Origin of the sequence: Pimelobacter simplex (assembly GCF_024662235.1) — a bacterium.
In the GTDB taxonomy this organism is placed as follows: Bacteria; Actinomycetota; Actinomycetes; order Propionibacteriales; family Nocardioidaceae; genus Nocardioides.
Map to the genome: position 1 here is coordinate 2601243 of NZ_CP096276.1, position 13460 is coordinate 2614702.

19 protein-coding genes are annotated in these 13460 nt (G+C 74.7%); 8 read left to right on the forward strand and 11 right to left on the reverse strand.

Annotation, left to right across the window (positions count from 1 at the left end; translation table 11 throughout):
* The first annotated feature begins 27 nt into the window (after positions 1 to 27).
* Entirely contained in the window at positions 28 to 486 is a 459-nt protein-coding gene (locus M0M48_RS12850) for a GNAT family N-acetyltransferase (RefSeq protein ID WP_257751441.1), read from the forward strand.
* Here M0M48_RS12850 and M0M48_RS12855 read toward each other — a convergent pair.
* A complete protein-coding gene (locus tag M0M48_RS12855; protein WP_257751442.1) occupies positions 483 to 833 on the reverse strand; it encodes a GNAT family N-acetyltransferase in 351 nt (116 codons plus the stop codon). The genes M0M48_RS12850 and M0M48_RS12855 overlap by 4 nt on opposite strands.
* A 116-nt stretch (positions 834 to 949) precedes the next feature.
* Here M0M48_RS12855 and M0M48_RS12860 point away from each other — a divergent pair, with 116 nt between their 5' ends.
* A complete protein-coding gene (locus tag M0M48_RS12860) occupies positions 950 to 1204 on the forward strand; it encodes a hypothetical protein (protein ID WP_215813027.1) in 255 nt (84 codons plus the stop codon).
* A 6-nt stretch (positions 1205 to 1210) separates the two neighbouring features.
* Here M0M48_RS12860 and M0M48_RS12865 read toward each other — a convergent pair whose 3' ends face one another.
* Both M0M48_RS12865 and M0M48_RS12870 read right to left on the reverse strand, forming a co-directional pair.
* Positions 1211 to 1333: a hypothetical protein gene (locus tag M0M48_RS12865; protein ID WP_256448406.1), complete on the reverse strand. Its 123-nt coding sequence runs from the start codon at positions 1331 to 1333 to the stop codon at positions 1211 to 1213.
* A 55-nt stretch (positions 1334 to 1388) separates the two neighbouring features.
* Positions 1389 to 1940 (reverse strand): hypothetical protein, encoded by a 552-nt coding sequence (locus M0M48_RS12870; RefSeq protein ID WP_257751443.1) that lies wholly within the window; start codon positions 1938 to 1940, stop codon positions 1389 to 1391.
* A 77-nt stretch (positions 1941 to 2017) separates the two neighbouring features.
* On the opposite strand from M0M48_RS12870, the gene M0M48_RS12875 reads away from it, so the two are divergent.
* The 3 genes from M0M48_RS12875 to M0M48_RS12885 are packed head-to-tail and all read left to right on the forward strand — an operon-like array spanning position 2018 to position 4123.
* Positions 2018 to 2662, forward strand: coding sequence for a TetR/AcrR family transcriptional regulator (locus M0M48_RS12875; protein WP_257751444.1), 645 nt, complete (start codon positions 2018 to 2020; stop codon positions 2660 to 2662).
* Positions 2659 to 3315: an enoyl-CoA hydratase-related protein gene (locus tag M0M48_RS12880; RefSeq protein ID WP_257751445.1), complete on the forward strand. Its 657-nt coding sequence runs from the start codon at positions 2659 to 2661 to the stop codon at positions 3313 to 3315. Before M0M48_RS12875 ends, M0M48_RS12880 begins: the two co-directional genes overlap by 4 nt.
* 10 nt (positions 3316 to 3325) lie before the next feature.
* Positions 3326 to 4123, forward strand: a complete 798-nt coding sequence (locus M0M48_RS12885) for an endonuclease/exonuclease/phosphatase family protein (protein WP_257751446.1) — start codon at positions 3326 to 3328, stop codon at positions 4121 to 4123.
* Here the strand turns inward: M0M48_RS12885 and M0M48_RS12890 are convergent.
* The 4 genes from M0M48_RS12890 to M0M48_RS12905 form a co-directional block, all read right to left on the reverse strand.
* Positions 4113 to 5432, reverse strand: a complete 1320-nt coding sequence (locus M0M48_RS12890) for a flavin monoamine oxidase family protein (protein ID WP_257751447.1) — start codon at positions 5430 to 5432, stop codon at positions 4113 to 4115. The two genes, M0M48_RS12885 and M0M48_RS12890, sit on opposite strands and share 11 nt — an antisense overlap.
* Before the next feature lie 68 nt (positions 5433 to 5500).
* Complete coding sequence (locus M0M48_RS12895; protein WP_215813022.1) at positions 5501 to 6124, reverse strand: TetR/AcrR family transcriptional regulator; 624 nt, start codon at positions 6122 to 6124, stop codon at positions 5501 to 5503.
* 5 nt (positions 6125 to 6129) lie between these two features.
* The gene (locus M0M48_RS12900; protein ID WP_257751448.1) at positions 6130 to 7011 is read right to left on the reverse strand and encodes a PaaX family transcriptional regulator C-terminal domain-containing protein; all 882 of its coding nucleotides are present in this window, start codon (positions 7009 to 7011) and stop codon (positions 6130 to 6132) included.
* 1 nt (position 7012) lies between these two features.
* The gene (locus M0M48_RS12905) at positions 7013 to 7621 is read right to left on the reverse strand and encodes a GNAT family N-acetyltransferase (RefSeq protein WP_257751449.1); all 609 of its coding nucleotides are present in this window, start codon (positions 7619 to 7621) and stop codon (positions 7013 to 7015) included.
* Between the two features lie 59 nt (positions 7622 to 7680).
* Here M0M48_RS12905 and M0M48_RS12910 point away from each other — a divergent pair, with 59 nt between their 5' ends.
* A complete protein-coding gene (locus M0M48_RS12910) occupies positions 7681 to 8898 on the forward strand; it encodes a DUF418 domain-containing protein (protein WP_257751450.1) in 1218 nt (405 codons plus the stop codon).
* Here the strand turns inward: M0M48_RS12910 and M0M48_RS12915 are convergent.
* The 3 genes from M0M48_RS12915 to M0M48_RS12925 all read right to left on the reverse strand — a co-directional run bounded on the left by M0M48_RS12915 (position 8885) and on the right by M0M48_RS12925 (position 10685).
* A complete protein-coding gene (locus M0M48_RS12915; protein ID WP_257751451.1) occupies positions 8885 to 9226 on the reverse strand; it encodes a DUF1801 domain-containing protein in 342 nt (113 codons plus the stop codon). The two genes, M0M48_RS12910 and M0M48_RS12915, sit on opposite strands and share 14 nt — an antisense overlap.
* A 10-nt stretch (positions 9227 to 9236) precedes the next feature.
* Positions 9237 to 9560, reverse strand: a complete 324-nt coding sequence (locus tag M0M48_RS12920) for a GatB/YqeY domain-containing protein (RefSeq protein WP_257751452.1) — start codon at positions 9558 to 9560, stop codon at positions 9237 to 9239.
* A 141-nt stretch (positions 9561 to 9701) separates the two neighbouring features.
* The gene (locus M0M48_RS12925; RefSeq protein ID WP_257751453.1) at positions 9702 to 10685 is read right to left on the reverse strand and encodes an AraC family transcriptional regulator; all 984 of its coding nucleotides are present in this window, start codon (positions 10683 to 10685) and stop codon (positions 9702 to 9704) included.
* 129 nt (positions 10686 to 10814) lie between these two features.
* Between M0M48_RS12925 and M0M48_RS12930 the strand changes: the two genes are divergently transcribed.
* Together M0M48_RS12930 and M0M48_RS12935 are read left to right on the forward strand one after the other, a co-directional pair.
* A complete protein-coding gene (locus M0M48_RS12930) occupies positions 10815 to 11294 on the forward strand; it encodes a flavin reductase family protein (protein ID WP_257751454.1) in 480 nt (159 codons plus the stop codon).
* Between the two features lie 29 nt (positions 11295 to 11323).
* The gene (locus tag M0M48_RS12935; protein WP_257751455.1) at positions 11324 to 12436 is read left to right on the forward strand and encodes an LLM class flavin-dependent oxidoreductase; all 1113 of its coding nucleotides are present in this window, start codon (positions 11324 to 11326) and stop codon (positions 12434 to 12436) included.
* Here M0M48_RS12935 and M0M48_RS12940 read toward each other — a convergent pair.
* The gene (locus M0M48_RS12940) at positions 12433 to 13395 is read right to left on the reverse strand and encodes an AraC family transcriptional regulator (protein ID WP_257751456.1); all 963 of its coding nucleotides are present in this window, start codon (positions 13393 to 13395) and stop codon (positions 12433 to 12435) included. The genes M0M48_RS12935 and M0M48_RS12940 overlap by 4 nt on opposite strands.
* Between the last annotated feature and the right edge of the window lie 65 nt (positions 13396 to 13460).

Sequence of the window (13460 nt, forward strand, 5' to 3'; positions counted from 1 at the left end):
CGCGGGCGAGCGCACTAGGTTGGCTCGGTGACCAGCACAGCCCGCGAGCTCACGATCCGCCCGGCCCACGGCCCCGCCGAGCACCCCGTGCTGGTGGACATCTGGCGCAGCGCGGTGCGGGCGACGCACGACTTCCTGGCCGAGGAGGACTTCGCCCGGATCGAGGGCGCGCTGGCGTCCGACTACTTCCCCGCGGTGACGCTCGTCGTGGCCGAGCGGGACGGGCGTGCGGTCGGGTTCGCGGGCGTCGCCGAGGACGGCCTGGAGATGCTGTTCGTCGCGGACGACGCACGCGGCAGCGGCGTCGGTACGGCGCTGCTGGCCGAGGTGGTCCGCCGGTACGACGTCACGCGGGTCGACGTCAACGAGCAGAACGCCGGCGCCCGCGGGTTCTACGAGGCGCACGGCTTCCGCGAGACCGGACGCAGCCCGGTCGACGGCGACGGGCGGCCGTACCCGATCGTGCACCTGCACCGGGCGGGCTAGCGCCGGAAGCGGTGCATCGCGTCGTCCAGGCCCTCGTGCGCCCACCCGAGCGCGGCGAAGAAGGCGAACGCCGGGGCGTTGTCCGGGTCGACGAACGCGATCCATCCCTCGGCAGGCGGGTGCCCGGGCCAGGCGGTGACCGCCGCGAGAGCCTCCGCCCCCACGCCCGTACGGCGCCGGGCCGGGGCGACGGCCGGGGCGACGGCCGGGGCAACGGCCGGGTCGGCGAGCACGTGGTCGAGCCAGTCGGTGTCGAGCGGGCCGAGCTCGCGGTCGAGCACCTCGTCCGCGAACCACGCCTGCACCCAGGCCCGGTCGGGGCGTTCGAGACGGCGTACCAGGAGCACGCGGACCAGCATTCCACCGAGGTCACGGCCCGCGGCGGCGTAGAGTGAGCCACGTCTCGTCTGTCACGCCAGCACACCCCGTGCCGGCCTGGGCGGGCGCGGCTCGGAGCGAGCAGATGCCGGAAGCGGAACGACAGGACCAGCGCGACGACCGTGCGCTGCTCGCGGCCTGCCAGCAGGAGGTCAGCGCGGCCCGCGAGCGGCTCGAGGACGCACGCCGGCGCGGCGCCCGGCAGGACATCGAGCCCCTGCGGGAGCTCCTGATCGCCGCCCTCGAGGGCTACGCCGCCACGATCGAGCGGTCCGGCGCCCCGCTGCCGCAGCGGCTCCAGGGCGAGCTGCGGCTCTACCGCGGGCTCGGCCGCCACTAGCGCCCGCTAGTTGCAGGGCGCGCCCTCGCAGCACGGGCGGATGTAGCCGCAGCCGTCGCAGCGCTCGTGGGAGGTCTCCCAGCGCATCATCGTGCCGCAGGCGGGACAGGGTTCGGTCAGGTCGGCCACCGGTCCAGGCTAGGCCGCCGCGACGGTACGACGGCGGAGGCGCGAGCGTCCCCGCCTAGGTCGGCTCGACGACGAGGAGCTTCGACAGCTCGGCCGGCGCTTGGGCGCGAGCTGCCGCGTCGAGCTCGACGAACACCAGGTCCCAGCTGTCACGGCGGACCGCGCGCTTGGCCCCCTTGCGGGCGGACTCGATGGCAGCCGCCTTCTTTCGGTGCTTGGCCACGGCGGTCAGGCGCAGCGTGCGCATGGTCGCCTGCTCCGTCCTCGTGGCGACCGCCTCCGGCGACGACACCCCGTCGGTGCAGCGATCGATGGTCCCGGTGACGTCGAACCAGGCCGTCGCCGAGATCCCGACCGTCGCGGTCGCGCGGACCTTGAACACCCGGCCGGCCTTGCGCAGCTGGTACCGGATCCCCTGCACCACGAGGGTGGCGAACCCCTCGGCGCCCTCCACCGCAGTGACCCGGGCGGACGGCTCGCACTCGGTCGTCCCCGCCGGCTCTGCTCGCGCGGGGGCGGCCGCCACGGCCAGAGCACCAGTCACGAGCAGCAGCACGAGAACGGGCGCGATCGCTCGCGCCCCGGAGATGCGCCCCAGGTGGTTCACGCGGCCAATGTAGGAGAGCTGGTCGGGCAGGGGCAGCGCTTCTCGTTCTAGAGCAAACGTTCCACTACGGTGGCCCCATGCCCCGTCAACGCCTCCACCCCGTCGAGGACCTGCTCGACGTCGCGGAGCAGCTGGTCACCTCCGGCGACCCGGCGGGCCTGACCCTGCGGGCGCTCGCAGCGAGTGCGGGGGCGTCCAACGGGACGATCTACCACGCGTTCGGGTCCCGCGAGGAGCTGTTGGCGCGGCTGTGGCTGCGGGCCTCCGAGCGGCTCGGGACGCTGCTCGTCGCGGCGGCCGGGAGCAGTGCTGCGGGGGCCGAGGCCGTCGTCGCGGCGGCGCTGGCGCCGGTCACGTTCACCCGGGAGCACCCGGCGAGCGCCCAGCTGTTCTTCGCCCAGCGCAGCGACCAGCTCTTCACCGCCGACCTCCCGGTCGCGCTCACCGACGCCCTCGCCGCCGACCGCCGGCGGTTCACCGGCCTGCTGACGACGCTGGCCCGGGGCGTCTGGGACCGCCGCGACCGGTACGCCGTCGAGGCCGTCGCCGCGTGCGTCGTCGACGTGCCCGGCGGCATCCTGCGGCGCGCGCTCATCGAGCGCCGGGCCGTGGACGCCGCTTCCGAGCGCCGGATCGAGGCCGCCGTCCGGGCGATCCTCGCCGAGCCCCTGGACCCACCCACCCACCGACCGTCCCACCGATCGAGGAGCACCCACCGATGACCAGCCTGACCCAGCACGACGGCGTCCACGTCCTGCGCCTTGGCACGACCGAGAACCGCTTCACCGCCGACCTGCTCACCACGATCGAGGAGGCGCTCGACCATGTCGTGGCGGCGCCCGCGCCGCTGGTGACGGTCGCGGAGGGCAAGTTCTTCTCCAACGGCCTCGACCTCGACTGGGTGCTCGCGAACCCCGACGAGCTGGGGCCCTACTCGGCGCGGGTCGAGGCGCTGCTGGCGCGGTTCCTGACGCTGCCGGTGCCGACGGTGGCCGCGGTCAACGGGCACGCCTTCGGGGCCGGCGCGATGCTCGCGATGGCCCACGACTGGCGGGTGATGCGGGCCGACCGCGGGTACTTCTGCTTCCCCGAGGTCGACATCCGGATCCCGTTCACGCCGGGCATGGCGGCGCTCATCCAGGCCAAGCTGACGCCCCGCGCGGCGCTCGACGCGATGGCGACCGGCCACCGGTACGGCGGCGCGGAGGCCGAGGCCGCCGGACTGGTCGACGCGACGGCGACCGAGGACCGGCTCCTCGCCGACGCCGTCGCGAGGGTCGCGCCGCTGGCCGGCAAGGACGCCCCTACACTCGGCGCCATCAAGGCGACGATGTACGCCGACGCCGCGCGCGCCCTGCGCCACGAGCAGCCGTAGGAGAGACCCCATGCGCATCGTCTCGGTCAACGCCTGGGGCGGTGCCCGCTACGACGACCTGGCGGCGTGGCTGCCGGAGAGCAAGGCCGACGTCGTGTGCCTCCAGGAGGTCACCCGGACCGCGGACCTGGGCGGGTGGACGTCGTTCGAGGACGCCGACCGCTCGCTCCCCCAGCGCGCCAACCTGTACGACGACGTGCGTGCCCTGCTGCCCGGTCACACGGCGCTCTTCGTCGCCAGCGACGCCGGTCCGGTCACCGACCCCGAGGGCCAGCGCCACCACCAGGACTTCGGGCTCGGGACGTTCGTCGCTCCGCAGGTGCCGGTGCTCGCCACGGCCGAGGGCTTCGTGCACGGCGCCTTCACCGACCACGACGAGTGGGAGGTCAGCGAGCGCCCGCGCGCCGTGCAGGGGCTGCGGGTCGCCGACCCGGTGGTGACCGGGCGCACCGTGTGCGTCGTCCAGCTCCACGGGCTGCGCGACAGCGCGGGCAAGGGCGACACCCCGGCCCGGCAGGCGCAGGCCGAGCGGCTGGCGGCGTTCGTCGAGGCGACCCGCGCGGACGGCGACCTCGTGGTCGTCGCCGGCGACCTCAACCTGCTGCCCGGCAGCGCGACCTTCGGCGTGCTCCGCGAGGTGGGCCTCACCGACCTGGTCGGCACGGCGGACACCCGGACCGCGGCGTACCCCAAGCCGGTGCGGCACGCGGGCTACCTGCTCGTCTCGGACCCCGGTGCGGTTGCGGACTTCGCCGTCCTGGAGGCACCGGAGGTCTCCGACCACCGGATCCTCGCGCTCACCCTCTGAGCGCCTCCGCGACCTCGCGCGCGACCCGCTCCCCCGACTCGATCGCGCCCTCGATGTAGCCGGGGTGGTCGCTCGCGGTCTCGGTGCCGGCCCAGTGCAGGTGCCCGTCGGGCGTCGACGGCAGCGGCAGGTAGCCGGCCCGGCTGCCGGGCAGCGGCAGCGCGACGTACCCGCCGCCGACGTGCTCGTCGCGGTGCCACGCCTTCTCGTGCCAGCCCGCGGGCTCGAGGACGGCGTCGCCGAGGTGAGGCGCGAGCTGCCCCAGCAGCGCGGTACGGCGTCCGGCCGGGTCGAGGTCGTCGAGCGCCCGGGCGTCCGGACCGGCCACGAGGAAGCACAGGTGCCCGGGACCGTCAGGCGGTGAGGTGTCGAAGCACGCTCCCCCCGGCTGACCCAGCAGCAGCACCTCGGCCTCGTGCCCCGCGTCGCGCCAGAACGGCCGCTCGTAGACGGCGATCGCCTTGTACACCGTCCCCAGGTACGACGCCTCCTCCGCCGCGCTGCGCCAGGCCGGCAACGGCGGCTGGTGCACGATCCGCGCGGCCGTGGGCGGCGGCACGGTCACCACGGCCTTGGCCGCCCGGACCTCACCACCGGCCGTGCGCAGCGTGACGCCCTCGGCATCGCGCTCGATCGCGGTCACCCCGCGGCCGGTGTGCAACCGGCGGCCGAGCTCGGCGGCGATCCGCTCCACGAGGACCCCGGCGCCGTCGACGAGCAGGCTGTCCTGGGCCCCGCCGCGGGTACGGAGCATCGCGACCAGGCCGCCCTGGACCTGGGCCGTCGACGCCATCGCGTGCGCGGTGAGCCGGTCGAGGTCGGCCGTCGTCGCGACCCCGGCGGTGACCTCGAGGATGCGCCGGGCCCGGTCGCCGGGCACCCGGGCGATCACCTCGTCCAGCGTGCGCCGCTCCCAGCGCCCGGGGGCACCGGTGCGCGCGGCGAGCGCCCAGCGGGCGAGCACCGCGAGGGCCGTCAGCGCGGCCGGGTGAGCCATCCCGATCGTGCCCGCGCCGTCGACGAGCCCCGGCTGCCGGGGCGTGCGCATCCGGAACGTGGGGGCGTCGAGCTCGGCTGCGAGCGCCGCGAACCGGCGGTGCCCGTGCCCCAGCCACTGACCGCCGAGGTCGAGCCGGGACCCGAGCACCGACGTCTCCGCGAGCATCCGGCCGCCCGGCCGGTCGTTCGCCTCCAGCACCAGGACCTCGACGCCGCGCCGGGTCAGCTCCCGGGCCGCGATCAACCCCGACATGCCCGCACCGACCACGGCCACCGTGGTCTCGACCCGCTCGGGGTTCTGCTCCGCCACCGCATTCTCCTCAAAGTCGGACAACTGTCCGACAAATGAGAACTGATGAGCGGCGATTCCGCAAGGGGTCAGCGGCGGCGCTTGCGCGCGACCGGCTGCGGGTCCGCGTAGAGCAGCAGCATCTCGATCGCGTGGCCGAGGTCGCGCCGCGAGCGCTCGGGGTCGGGCACCGCGGCGTACTGGAGGACCAGGCCGTCGATGGCCGCGAGCGCGAGCCGGCCGAGGGCGTCGTACCCGACGGCGCAGCGCTCCCCCGCCTGGGCCGCCGCCTCCTCGCAGAACTCCGTGACGAGCGCGCTGTAGCGCTCGAACTGCAGCCGGGCCAGGCCACCCGATCCCTCGGTGCGCAGGGAGTACGACAGCAGCTCGTACTGCATGAGCTGCAGACCGACGCCGCCGTCGACGAGCGAGTCCCAGAAGCTCGTGAGCCCCTGGCGGACCACCTTCTCGACGCCCTGGTCGACCTCGAGACCGGCCCGGATCAGCTCGGCGGTCTGGTCGACCACGGTCGCGATCACCGAACGGAGCAGCTGGTCCTTGCTCGGGAAGACGTAGTGGAGCGTGCCGAGCGGGACGTCGGCCGCCGCGGCGACCGCGCGCAGCGTCGTCGCCGGAACGCCGACCTCGCTGAGCACGCCGATGGCGGCCGCGACGATCTGGTCCTCACGCTCTGCCGGCTTCAGGTAGGCCATGCCCCTCAGCGTACATTCGGACGCTCGTCCGAATCACTGTAGAGACGGAAGAGCCGCAAGGGCGACCCGGACTCACCCGGCGCGGGCGGCAGCGCGCGCAGCGCCGCCCAGCACTCGCGGGCCAGCCGGCGGGCCTCGGCACCGGGCCACGGCTGCGGCAGCAGCTCGGGCGGGAGCAGGGGGTCCGGGGTCAGCGCGCGGCCGAACTCGGCGGCCAGCTCGACGGCCAGCCGGGTCCGCTCCGCCGCGGTCACGACCTCGCCACCGGCGACGCGGTCGGCGCCCGCCCGGGCGAGCGCGGCGAGCTCGCGGTGGCGGGCGGCGATCTCGTCGAGCGGCCAGAGCAGGGCGGCGAGCCGCCGCGGCTCGTCGGTCGTGCCGACCCGCAGGTCGCGCGTGGACAGCACGCTGAGCGCGCCCTCGACGCCGAGGTGGCGGGCCCGGGCCTCGACCAGGTCGCCGATGGCGTTGGCCGCGACGTACATCCCGCCCGGCAGCGGCGCGGCGCCGAGGTGGACCAGGGTCTCGCGCAGCCCGTCGCGGGCCGCCCGGCGCGACTCGGGGACGGCGAAGCCGAAGAGGTGCCAGGTGCCGGACCACGGCTCCAGGCCGTCGTCCTGGCGATAGGCGTAGCGGACGTGGTCGGCGTCCGGCGCGAGCGCACCCGTCGGGTGACCGGGGTCGGCCAGCGCGGTCAGCACCGCCTTGCGGCCGCGGCCCTCGTGGGCGAAGCGGCCCTCGGCGACGAGCCGCTTGAGGCACAGCCGCACCTGCTGGTCGGTCATGCCGAGCAGCCCGGCGACGTCGTACAGCTCCCCTGCGTCGACGACGCCGTCCTCGCGGACCAAGGCGTGCACCAGCAGCCGGGTCGGGATCGGCCCGTTCATCTCACGCTCCCCTTCGCTCGGTCGGCGCCCCCATCGCCCGGTGCATCGTCGTCACCGCTCCGAAGCCCATCATGGCGCGCAAGTACGGCGTCCGGTGGGTCCGCACCGCCGTGAACCCGTTGCGCTCGTAGAGCGCCCGCGCCCGCGGGTTGACGTCGATGACGTCGAGCCGGATCCGGTGGCAGCCCTCCTCGGCCGCCACCACGGCGACCTCGTCGAGCAGCCGGCCGCCGATCCCGCCGCCCCGGGCCCGCGGCGCCACGCAGATCCCGTCCATCACCAGCTCGCCGCGGGCCGCGGTGCGCTCCAGGATCGCGAGCAGCGCCACCCGCGGCAGCCCGTGGACCCGGCCGTACCGGGCGAGCACGTCGCCGGCGGTGCCGCCGAGGAGCGCCCGCCCGCCGAGCTGGTAGCCCGCGACCCCCAGCACCGCGCGGCCGTCGTCGCCGAGCACGACGATGCCGCGGTCGTGGTTCAGGTGCTCGGCCAGGAAGGCCCGGCCGGTAGCGGCCGGCCCGAGCGCGGCCCCGAGCTTGCGCCCGAACGCCTCCCAGTAGAGCGCGGCCACCTCGTCCTCGCACCCCGCCGGCACCCCTCGCACCACCCGCATGGCTCGCACCTTTCGCTCGTTTTCGTCACGACCGTTTCTGTCATGATAGATCTAGGTCCATGAGCGCCACCCCACCCCCCGGACGTCTCGCCCACGTCGACGGGCTGCGCGGCTTCGCGCTGCTCGGGATCCTCGTCGTCAACATCACCTACCTGGCCTCGGCCTACCACGGCACCGGCCTGGAGGACCCCGGCACCGGCGACGCCCTCAGCCAGGGCGTGCGGTGGGTGACCGCGACCCTGTTCGAGGCGAAGTTCTTCCTGCTCTTCTCGTTCCTCTTCGGCTACAGCTTCACGCTGCAGATCGACTCCGCGACGCGCAGCGGGGCCCGGTTCGGGCCGCGCTTCCTGCGCCGGCTCACCGGGCTCTTCGTGCTGGGCGCGCTGCATGCGGTGCTGCTGTTCCCCGGCGACATCCTGACGCTCTACGCGCTGCTGGGGCTGGTGCTGCTGGCGGTGCGCAACCTCGCCCCGCGCACCGCCGTACGGGCGGCGGTGACGGTGCTCGTCGTCACCGCCCTGGCCTACGCGGCTCTCGCGCTCGTCGTGCTCCAGGCCGGCGCCGACGGCACGATCCCGGCCGGGACCGCGGAGAACGCGGCCGCCGCGACCGAGGCGCTGCGCGGCGGCCCGGGCGAGGTCATCGGCGCGCACCTGGACCAGCTGCCGGACGTCCTCTTCCTGCTGGTGTTCTTCCAGGCGCCGTCGGCCTTCGCGGCCTTCCTCGTCGGTCTGGCCGTGGGCCGGCGCCGGGCGCTGGCCGACCCGGGCGCCCTGCTCCCCCTGCTGCGCCGGCTCCAGCGGGCCGGCTTCACCGTGGGCCTGGCCGGCGGACTCGTCTACGCGCACGCCAGCCTGCGCCACCCGGAGACCGCCTACCAGGTGCTCGCCCTGGGTCTCGACGTGCTGACCGCGCCCCTCCTCGCCGCGGCGTACGCCGCCACGGTGCTGCGGTTCCTCGACACCCCACGCGGCCGCCGGGTGCTCGCCGCGCTCGCCCCCGCGGGCCGGATGTCGCTGACCAACTACCTCGGCCAGTCGCTGGTCTGCGCCCTGCTCTTCACCGGGTACGGCGCCGGGCTGGTCGGCCGGGTACCGCCGGCCGGGGTCGCCGCCCTCGCGCTGGCGCTGTTCGGCGCCCAGCTCGTGGTGAGCCGGTGGTGGCTGCGCAGCCACGCCTACGGCCCGCTGGAGTGGCTGCTCCGGGCGTGGACCGTGCTCGGCGTCCCACCCTGGCGGCGGAGCGCCGCGGCGAAGGAGCCGGTCAGGACCGGTTGAGCGCGACCGCCTCGCGCACCAGCGCGACGAACCCCTCGGCGTCGAGCGCCTCGCCCTCGCGGACGTCGATCGCCCGGCGGGTGCCGGCGTCGAGGCTCGCGTTGAACAGGCCGTCGGGGTCCTCGAGCGCCGCGCCCTTGGCGAAGGTCAGCTTGACCTTGTCCTTGTAGGTCTCGACCGTGCAGATCAGCCCGTCGGCCGAGAACGTCGGCACGCCGTCGGGGTTGGAGGCCTTCTTCCACTTGGCCTCCTCGACGACCGCGGGCTCGGCCCGCACGATCAGCGATCGCAGCTCGTCGACCAGGTCGCTGCGCCAGTCCGCACTCATGGGAGCGACCCTACTCAGCCGCGGGCAGGTAGGGCTTGAGCACGGCCGCCTCGGCGGCCATGTCGTGGGCGAGGAGGTCGTCGCGCTCGGCGCGGACGATCGCGCGGACGTCGTCCTCGGTGAGCTCGCGGCGGGGTACCTCGGCCGCGCCGAGCCCGAGCACGGCACCGGCGATCGGCCCCTCGGCCACCGGCGGGGCCGCCTGCGGCACGGCCACCGCCTCGGCGTTGGCGATCGCACCCAGGACGGTGCGCAGCACGCTGGCGGACGCGCGGTCGCGGGCGCGCAGGGCGGTGGTCAGGTCGGCCCGGAGCCGGTCGGCGAGGTCGCTCACGCGCTCCACCGTAGGGGGGTGGGCGGGGGTCGGCCGAGGGAGTTTCGCCGGTCGACCGGCGAAACTCACGCTTGACCGACGAAGTTTCGTCGGTCAGGAACAAGATTCGCCGGTCGACCGGCGAATCTCTCACCCCCGCGCTCAGCGCGCCCGCTGGAGGGTCTCGCTCGGCGTCTCGCCGAAGGCCGCCCGGTAGTCGCCGGAGAGCCGGCCCAGGTGGGTCACGCCCCAGCGCAGCGCGGCGTCGGTGACCGAGGTGGCGGTGCCGTCGCTGAGGTCGTCGCGGACCCGGCGCAGCCGGGCCTGGCGCAGGTAGGCCATCGGCGTGGTCGCGAAGTGCTCCTGGAAGCCGGCCCGGAGCAGCCGCACGCTCAGCCCGACGGCCTCGGCGACGTCGGCGGTGCCCAGCGGCTCGGCGCAGTGGTCCTCGATGAGCTGGGCGGCCCGCTTGACCACCCGCTCGTGGGGCGTGGGCACCGGTCCCGCCTCGGCCTCGGGGCCCGGCACCAGGCTCGCGATGAGCCCGTCGACCAGCGCCACCTCGAGCGCCTCGGCGGCGAGGGGCACCGACGACAACCCGCTCTCGCGCTCCAGGTCGGCCAGCAGCACGTCGAGCATCCCGCGCCACGACCGGCCCCGGCCGCGGGTGAGGTCGAAGGTGGCCGCGATGCCGGCCTCCGGCACCGCGCCGACCCGCTCGGCCAGCGCGAGCCGGTCCTGGAGCAGCGCCGCCCCGACCCGGACCATGAGCCGCGGGTTGCCGGCCGAGTAGCGCATCCGCACCGACTCACCGGCCGCGGTCACCGCCGCCGTGCGCTGGGTCGCGACGACCCGCTCGCGCCCGCAGCTGATGGTGGTCAGCCCGGCCAGCGGGATCTGGACGAGCTGGAAGTCCATGCCGTCGACGGCGACCTCGACCTCGGCGCCGTAGTCGATGTAGTGGATGTAGTGGATGCTCAGCCGGCCCAGCGTGGCGGCGTTGTGGAGCGCCCGGAAGCCCCCGGCGCCGGCCAGCGGCGTCAGCCGGTGCGGGGCGAGGGAGGCCGCGATCGAGGCGCGGGCGTCGTCGACGTCCGTGGTGCGCAGGACGCCGTACGAACCGAGCGGCATCACCGGTCCGGCCATGGCTCACCCCCTCCCCGCAGAACGGTGCCACGCCGGGCCCGGACCGGGAAGGCCCGCGCCGCCGTAGCCGGATAGCGGCCGACGCCGTCCGGATAGCAGCGCGCGGCGCCGGTCCGCACGATCACCGCCATGACCTGGGTGACTCCGACCACAGCCGAGGTGAGCGCCGCGGTGCTCCGCGAGCAGCTGGCGCGCTGGCCCACCGGCGTCGCCGTGGTGACCGCGACCGGACGCGACGGGCGCCCCATCGGCAAGACCGTCAACAGCTTCCACGCGACCTCGCTGGACCCGCCGCTCGTGGGCTGGTGCATCGACCACCGCTCCAGCCAGGTCGACGACTGGCTCGCCGCCGGCGGGTACGTCGTCCACGTGGTCGCGCACCACCAGGGCGACCTGATGAGGCACTTCGCGACACCCTCGGCCGACCGGTTCGCCGGCGTGGCCTGGGGTCCGGGCCTCGACGCGATGCCGGTGCTCGACGAGCCGGTCGCGCTGCGCCTGGAGTGCCGGGTCGTGCACCGGTTCGCCGCCGGCGACCACACGTACCTGGTCGGCGAGGTCGTCGCCCTCACCGCGGCGGACGCCGTACCGCTCTGCCTGCAGCGCTGAACCCACCCATCCCAAGGAGAACAACCCGCATGAGCATCCCGATCGTCGAGGCCGACCACTTCCGCCTCGGACTCTTCTCGTCCAACTGCTCCGGTGGCCTCGCGGTCACCACGATCCCCGAGCGCTGGTCGGCGTCGTGGGCGGACAACCTCGCCCTGGCCCGGCTGGCCGACGAGGTCGGCATCGACTTCATGCTGCCGATCGCCCGCTGGATCGGCTACGGCGGCACGACCAACTTCCACGAGGGCGTGCTGGAGCCGATCCCCTGGGCCACCGCGATCCTCGCGCACACCGAGCGGCTCAACGCGTTCGCCACCGTGCACACGGCGTTCAACCACCCGGTCGTCACCGCCAAGCAGCTCGCCACCATCGACCAGATGGCCCCGGGCCGGGTCGGCGTCAACGTGGTCGCGGGCTGGAACCAGCCCGAGTACGAGGCGATGGGCGTCGACCTGCCCCAGGACCACGACTCCCGCTACGCCCTGGCCCAGGAGTGGATCGACGTGCTCGGCGCGCTCTGGTCGCGCGAGGGCCGCTACGACCTGCCCGGCCGGTTCTGGGACCTGAAGGGCGTCGAGGCCGAGCCGAAGCCCGCCGCCGGCCGGCTGCCGATCCTCAACGCCGGGTCGAGCACCCAGGGCCGCGCGTACGCCGCCCGCAACGCCGACTTCGTCTTCACCATCGTCGGCGGTCCCGAGGACGGCGCCGAGGTGGTCAGCCAGGTGCGGGCCGAGGCGAGCGCGCAGGGCCGCTCCTCCGGCGTACTGACGCCGACCCACGTCGTGTGCCGGCCGACCCGCGCCGAGGCCGAGGAGTTCCTGCACTACTACGCCGTCGAGAACGCCGACTGGGACGCCGTCGACAACCTGATGCGGCTGCAGGGCCTGCACGCCCAGTCGTTCACGCCCGAGATGCTGGCCGGGTTCCACAGCCGGTTCGCGGCCGGGCACGGCACCTGCCCGCTGATCGGCACGCCCGACGACGTCGCCGACGAGATCGAGCGGTTCGCCAAGGCGGGCTTCGGCGGGATCACGATGTCGTTCGTCGACTACGTGGGCGAGCTGGACTACTTCGCCCAGGAGGTGATGCCGCGCCTGGTCGACAAGGGACTGCGTCCGGCGTCCGGGCACGGCGCGCCCTAGCCGGCGAGGGTCTGGGAGGGGAGCTCCTGGTACATCGCCCGGTAGGACTGCGAGAACCGCCCGAGGTGGAAGAAGCCCCACCGGGCGGCGATGTCGGTCACCGACGTGTGCGCCGGGTCGGCCTCGACCAGGTCGCGCCGGGCCCGCTCCATGCGGGTCCGGCGCAGCTGCTCGAGCGGGCTGGAGCCGAGCTCGCGCTGGAACGCCTCCTGGAGCGTGCGCGCCGAGACGCCCGCCTCGCCGGCCAGCTCGGCCAGGCGCCAGGCCCGCTCGGGCTCGGCCTCGATGAGGCCCAGGACGGTGCGGACGACGCGCGAGCCGGCGACCGGCTCACGCGGGGCCTCGTTGCTGGAGTTGGGCTGGGCGGCGAGCAGGCCCGAGATGAGCGTCTGCTCGAAGTGGGTCGCGGCGAGGGGCGAGCGGAAGAGCGCTCCCCCGGCCTCGATGTCGTCGAGCGCGAGGTGGACCAGGCGCAGCCAGGCCCGCAATGACGGCGTCTCGAGGTCCATGAACGGGTCGAAGACGACCGGGCGCGGGTCGCCGGCACCGCCGGCCAGCTCTTCGACGGCCTGGCGGCGCAGGTAGACGAGGAGCTGCTCGCAGCCGTCGCTCCAGATCATGTCGACCGGCTCGGTGGGCGAGCCCAGCGAGGCGCGCGCCCGGTCGGAGGCCACGACCCGGTCGCCGACCTTGACCCGTGCCGAGCCCGAGATCGGCACCTGGACCAGGAAGAAGTCGTCGAAGCGGCCCGGCGTGATGCGCACCTCGTCGCCGTAGCGCAGGTAGTTGAGCGTCACGTCGGAGCCGATCGAGGCCGCGTTGTGGAGCATGTCGAGCCGCCCGGTACGACGGGTCAGCTCGAGGCGGTGGGCGCAGAACCGGCGCGCGACCTCCTCACGCGCCTGCTCCGGGTCGGCGGTCGCGATCTGGGGGTGGCGGGAGAGAAGGGTCGTGGGCATCGGAACACTCCTGTGAGTTGCTGCCCCCATTGGCGCACCTGGACCCGCGACATGTCAACGGATCC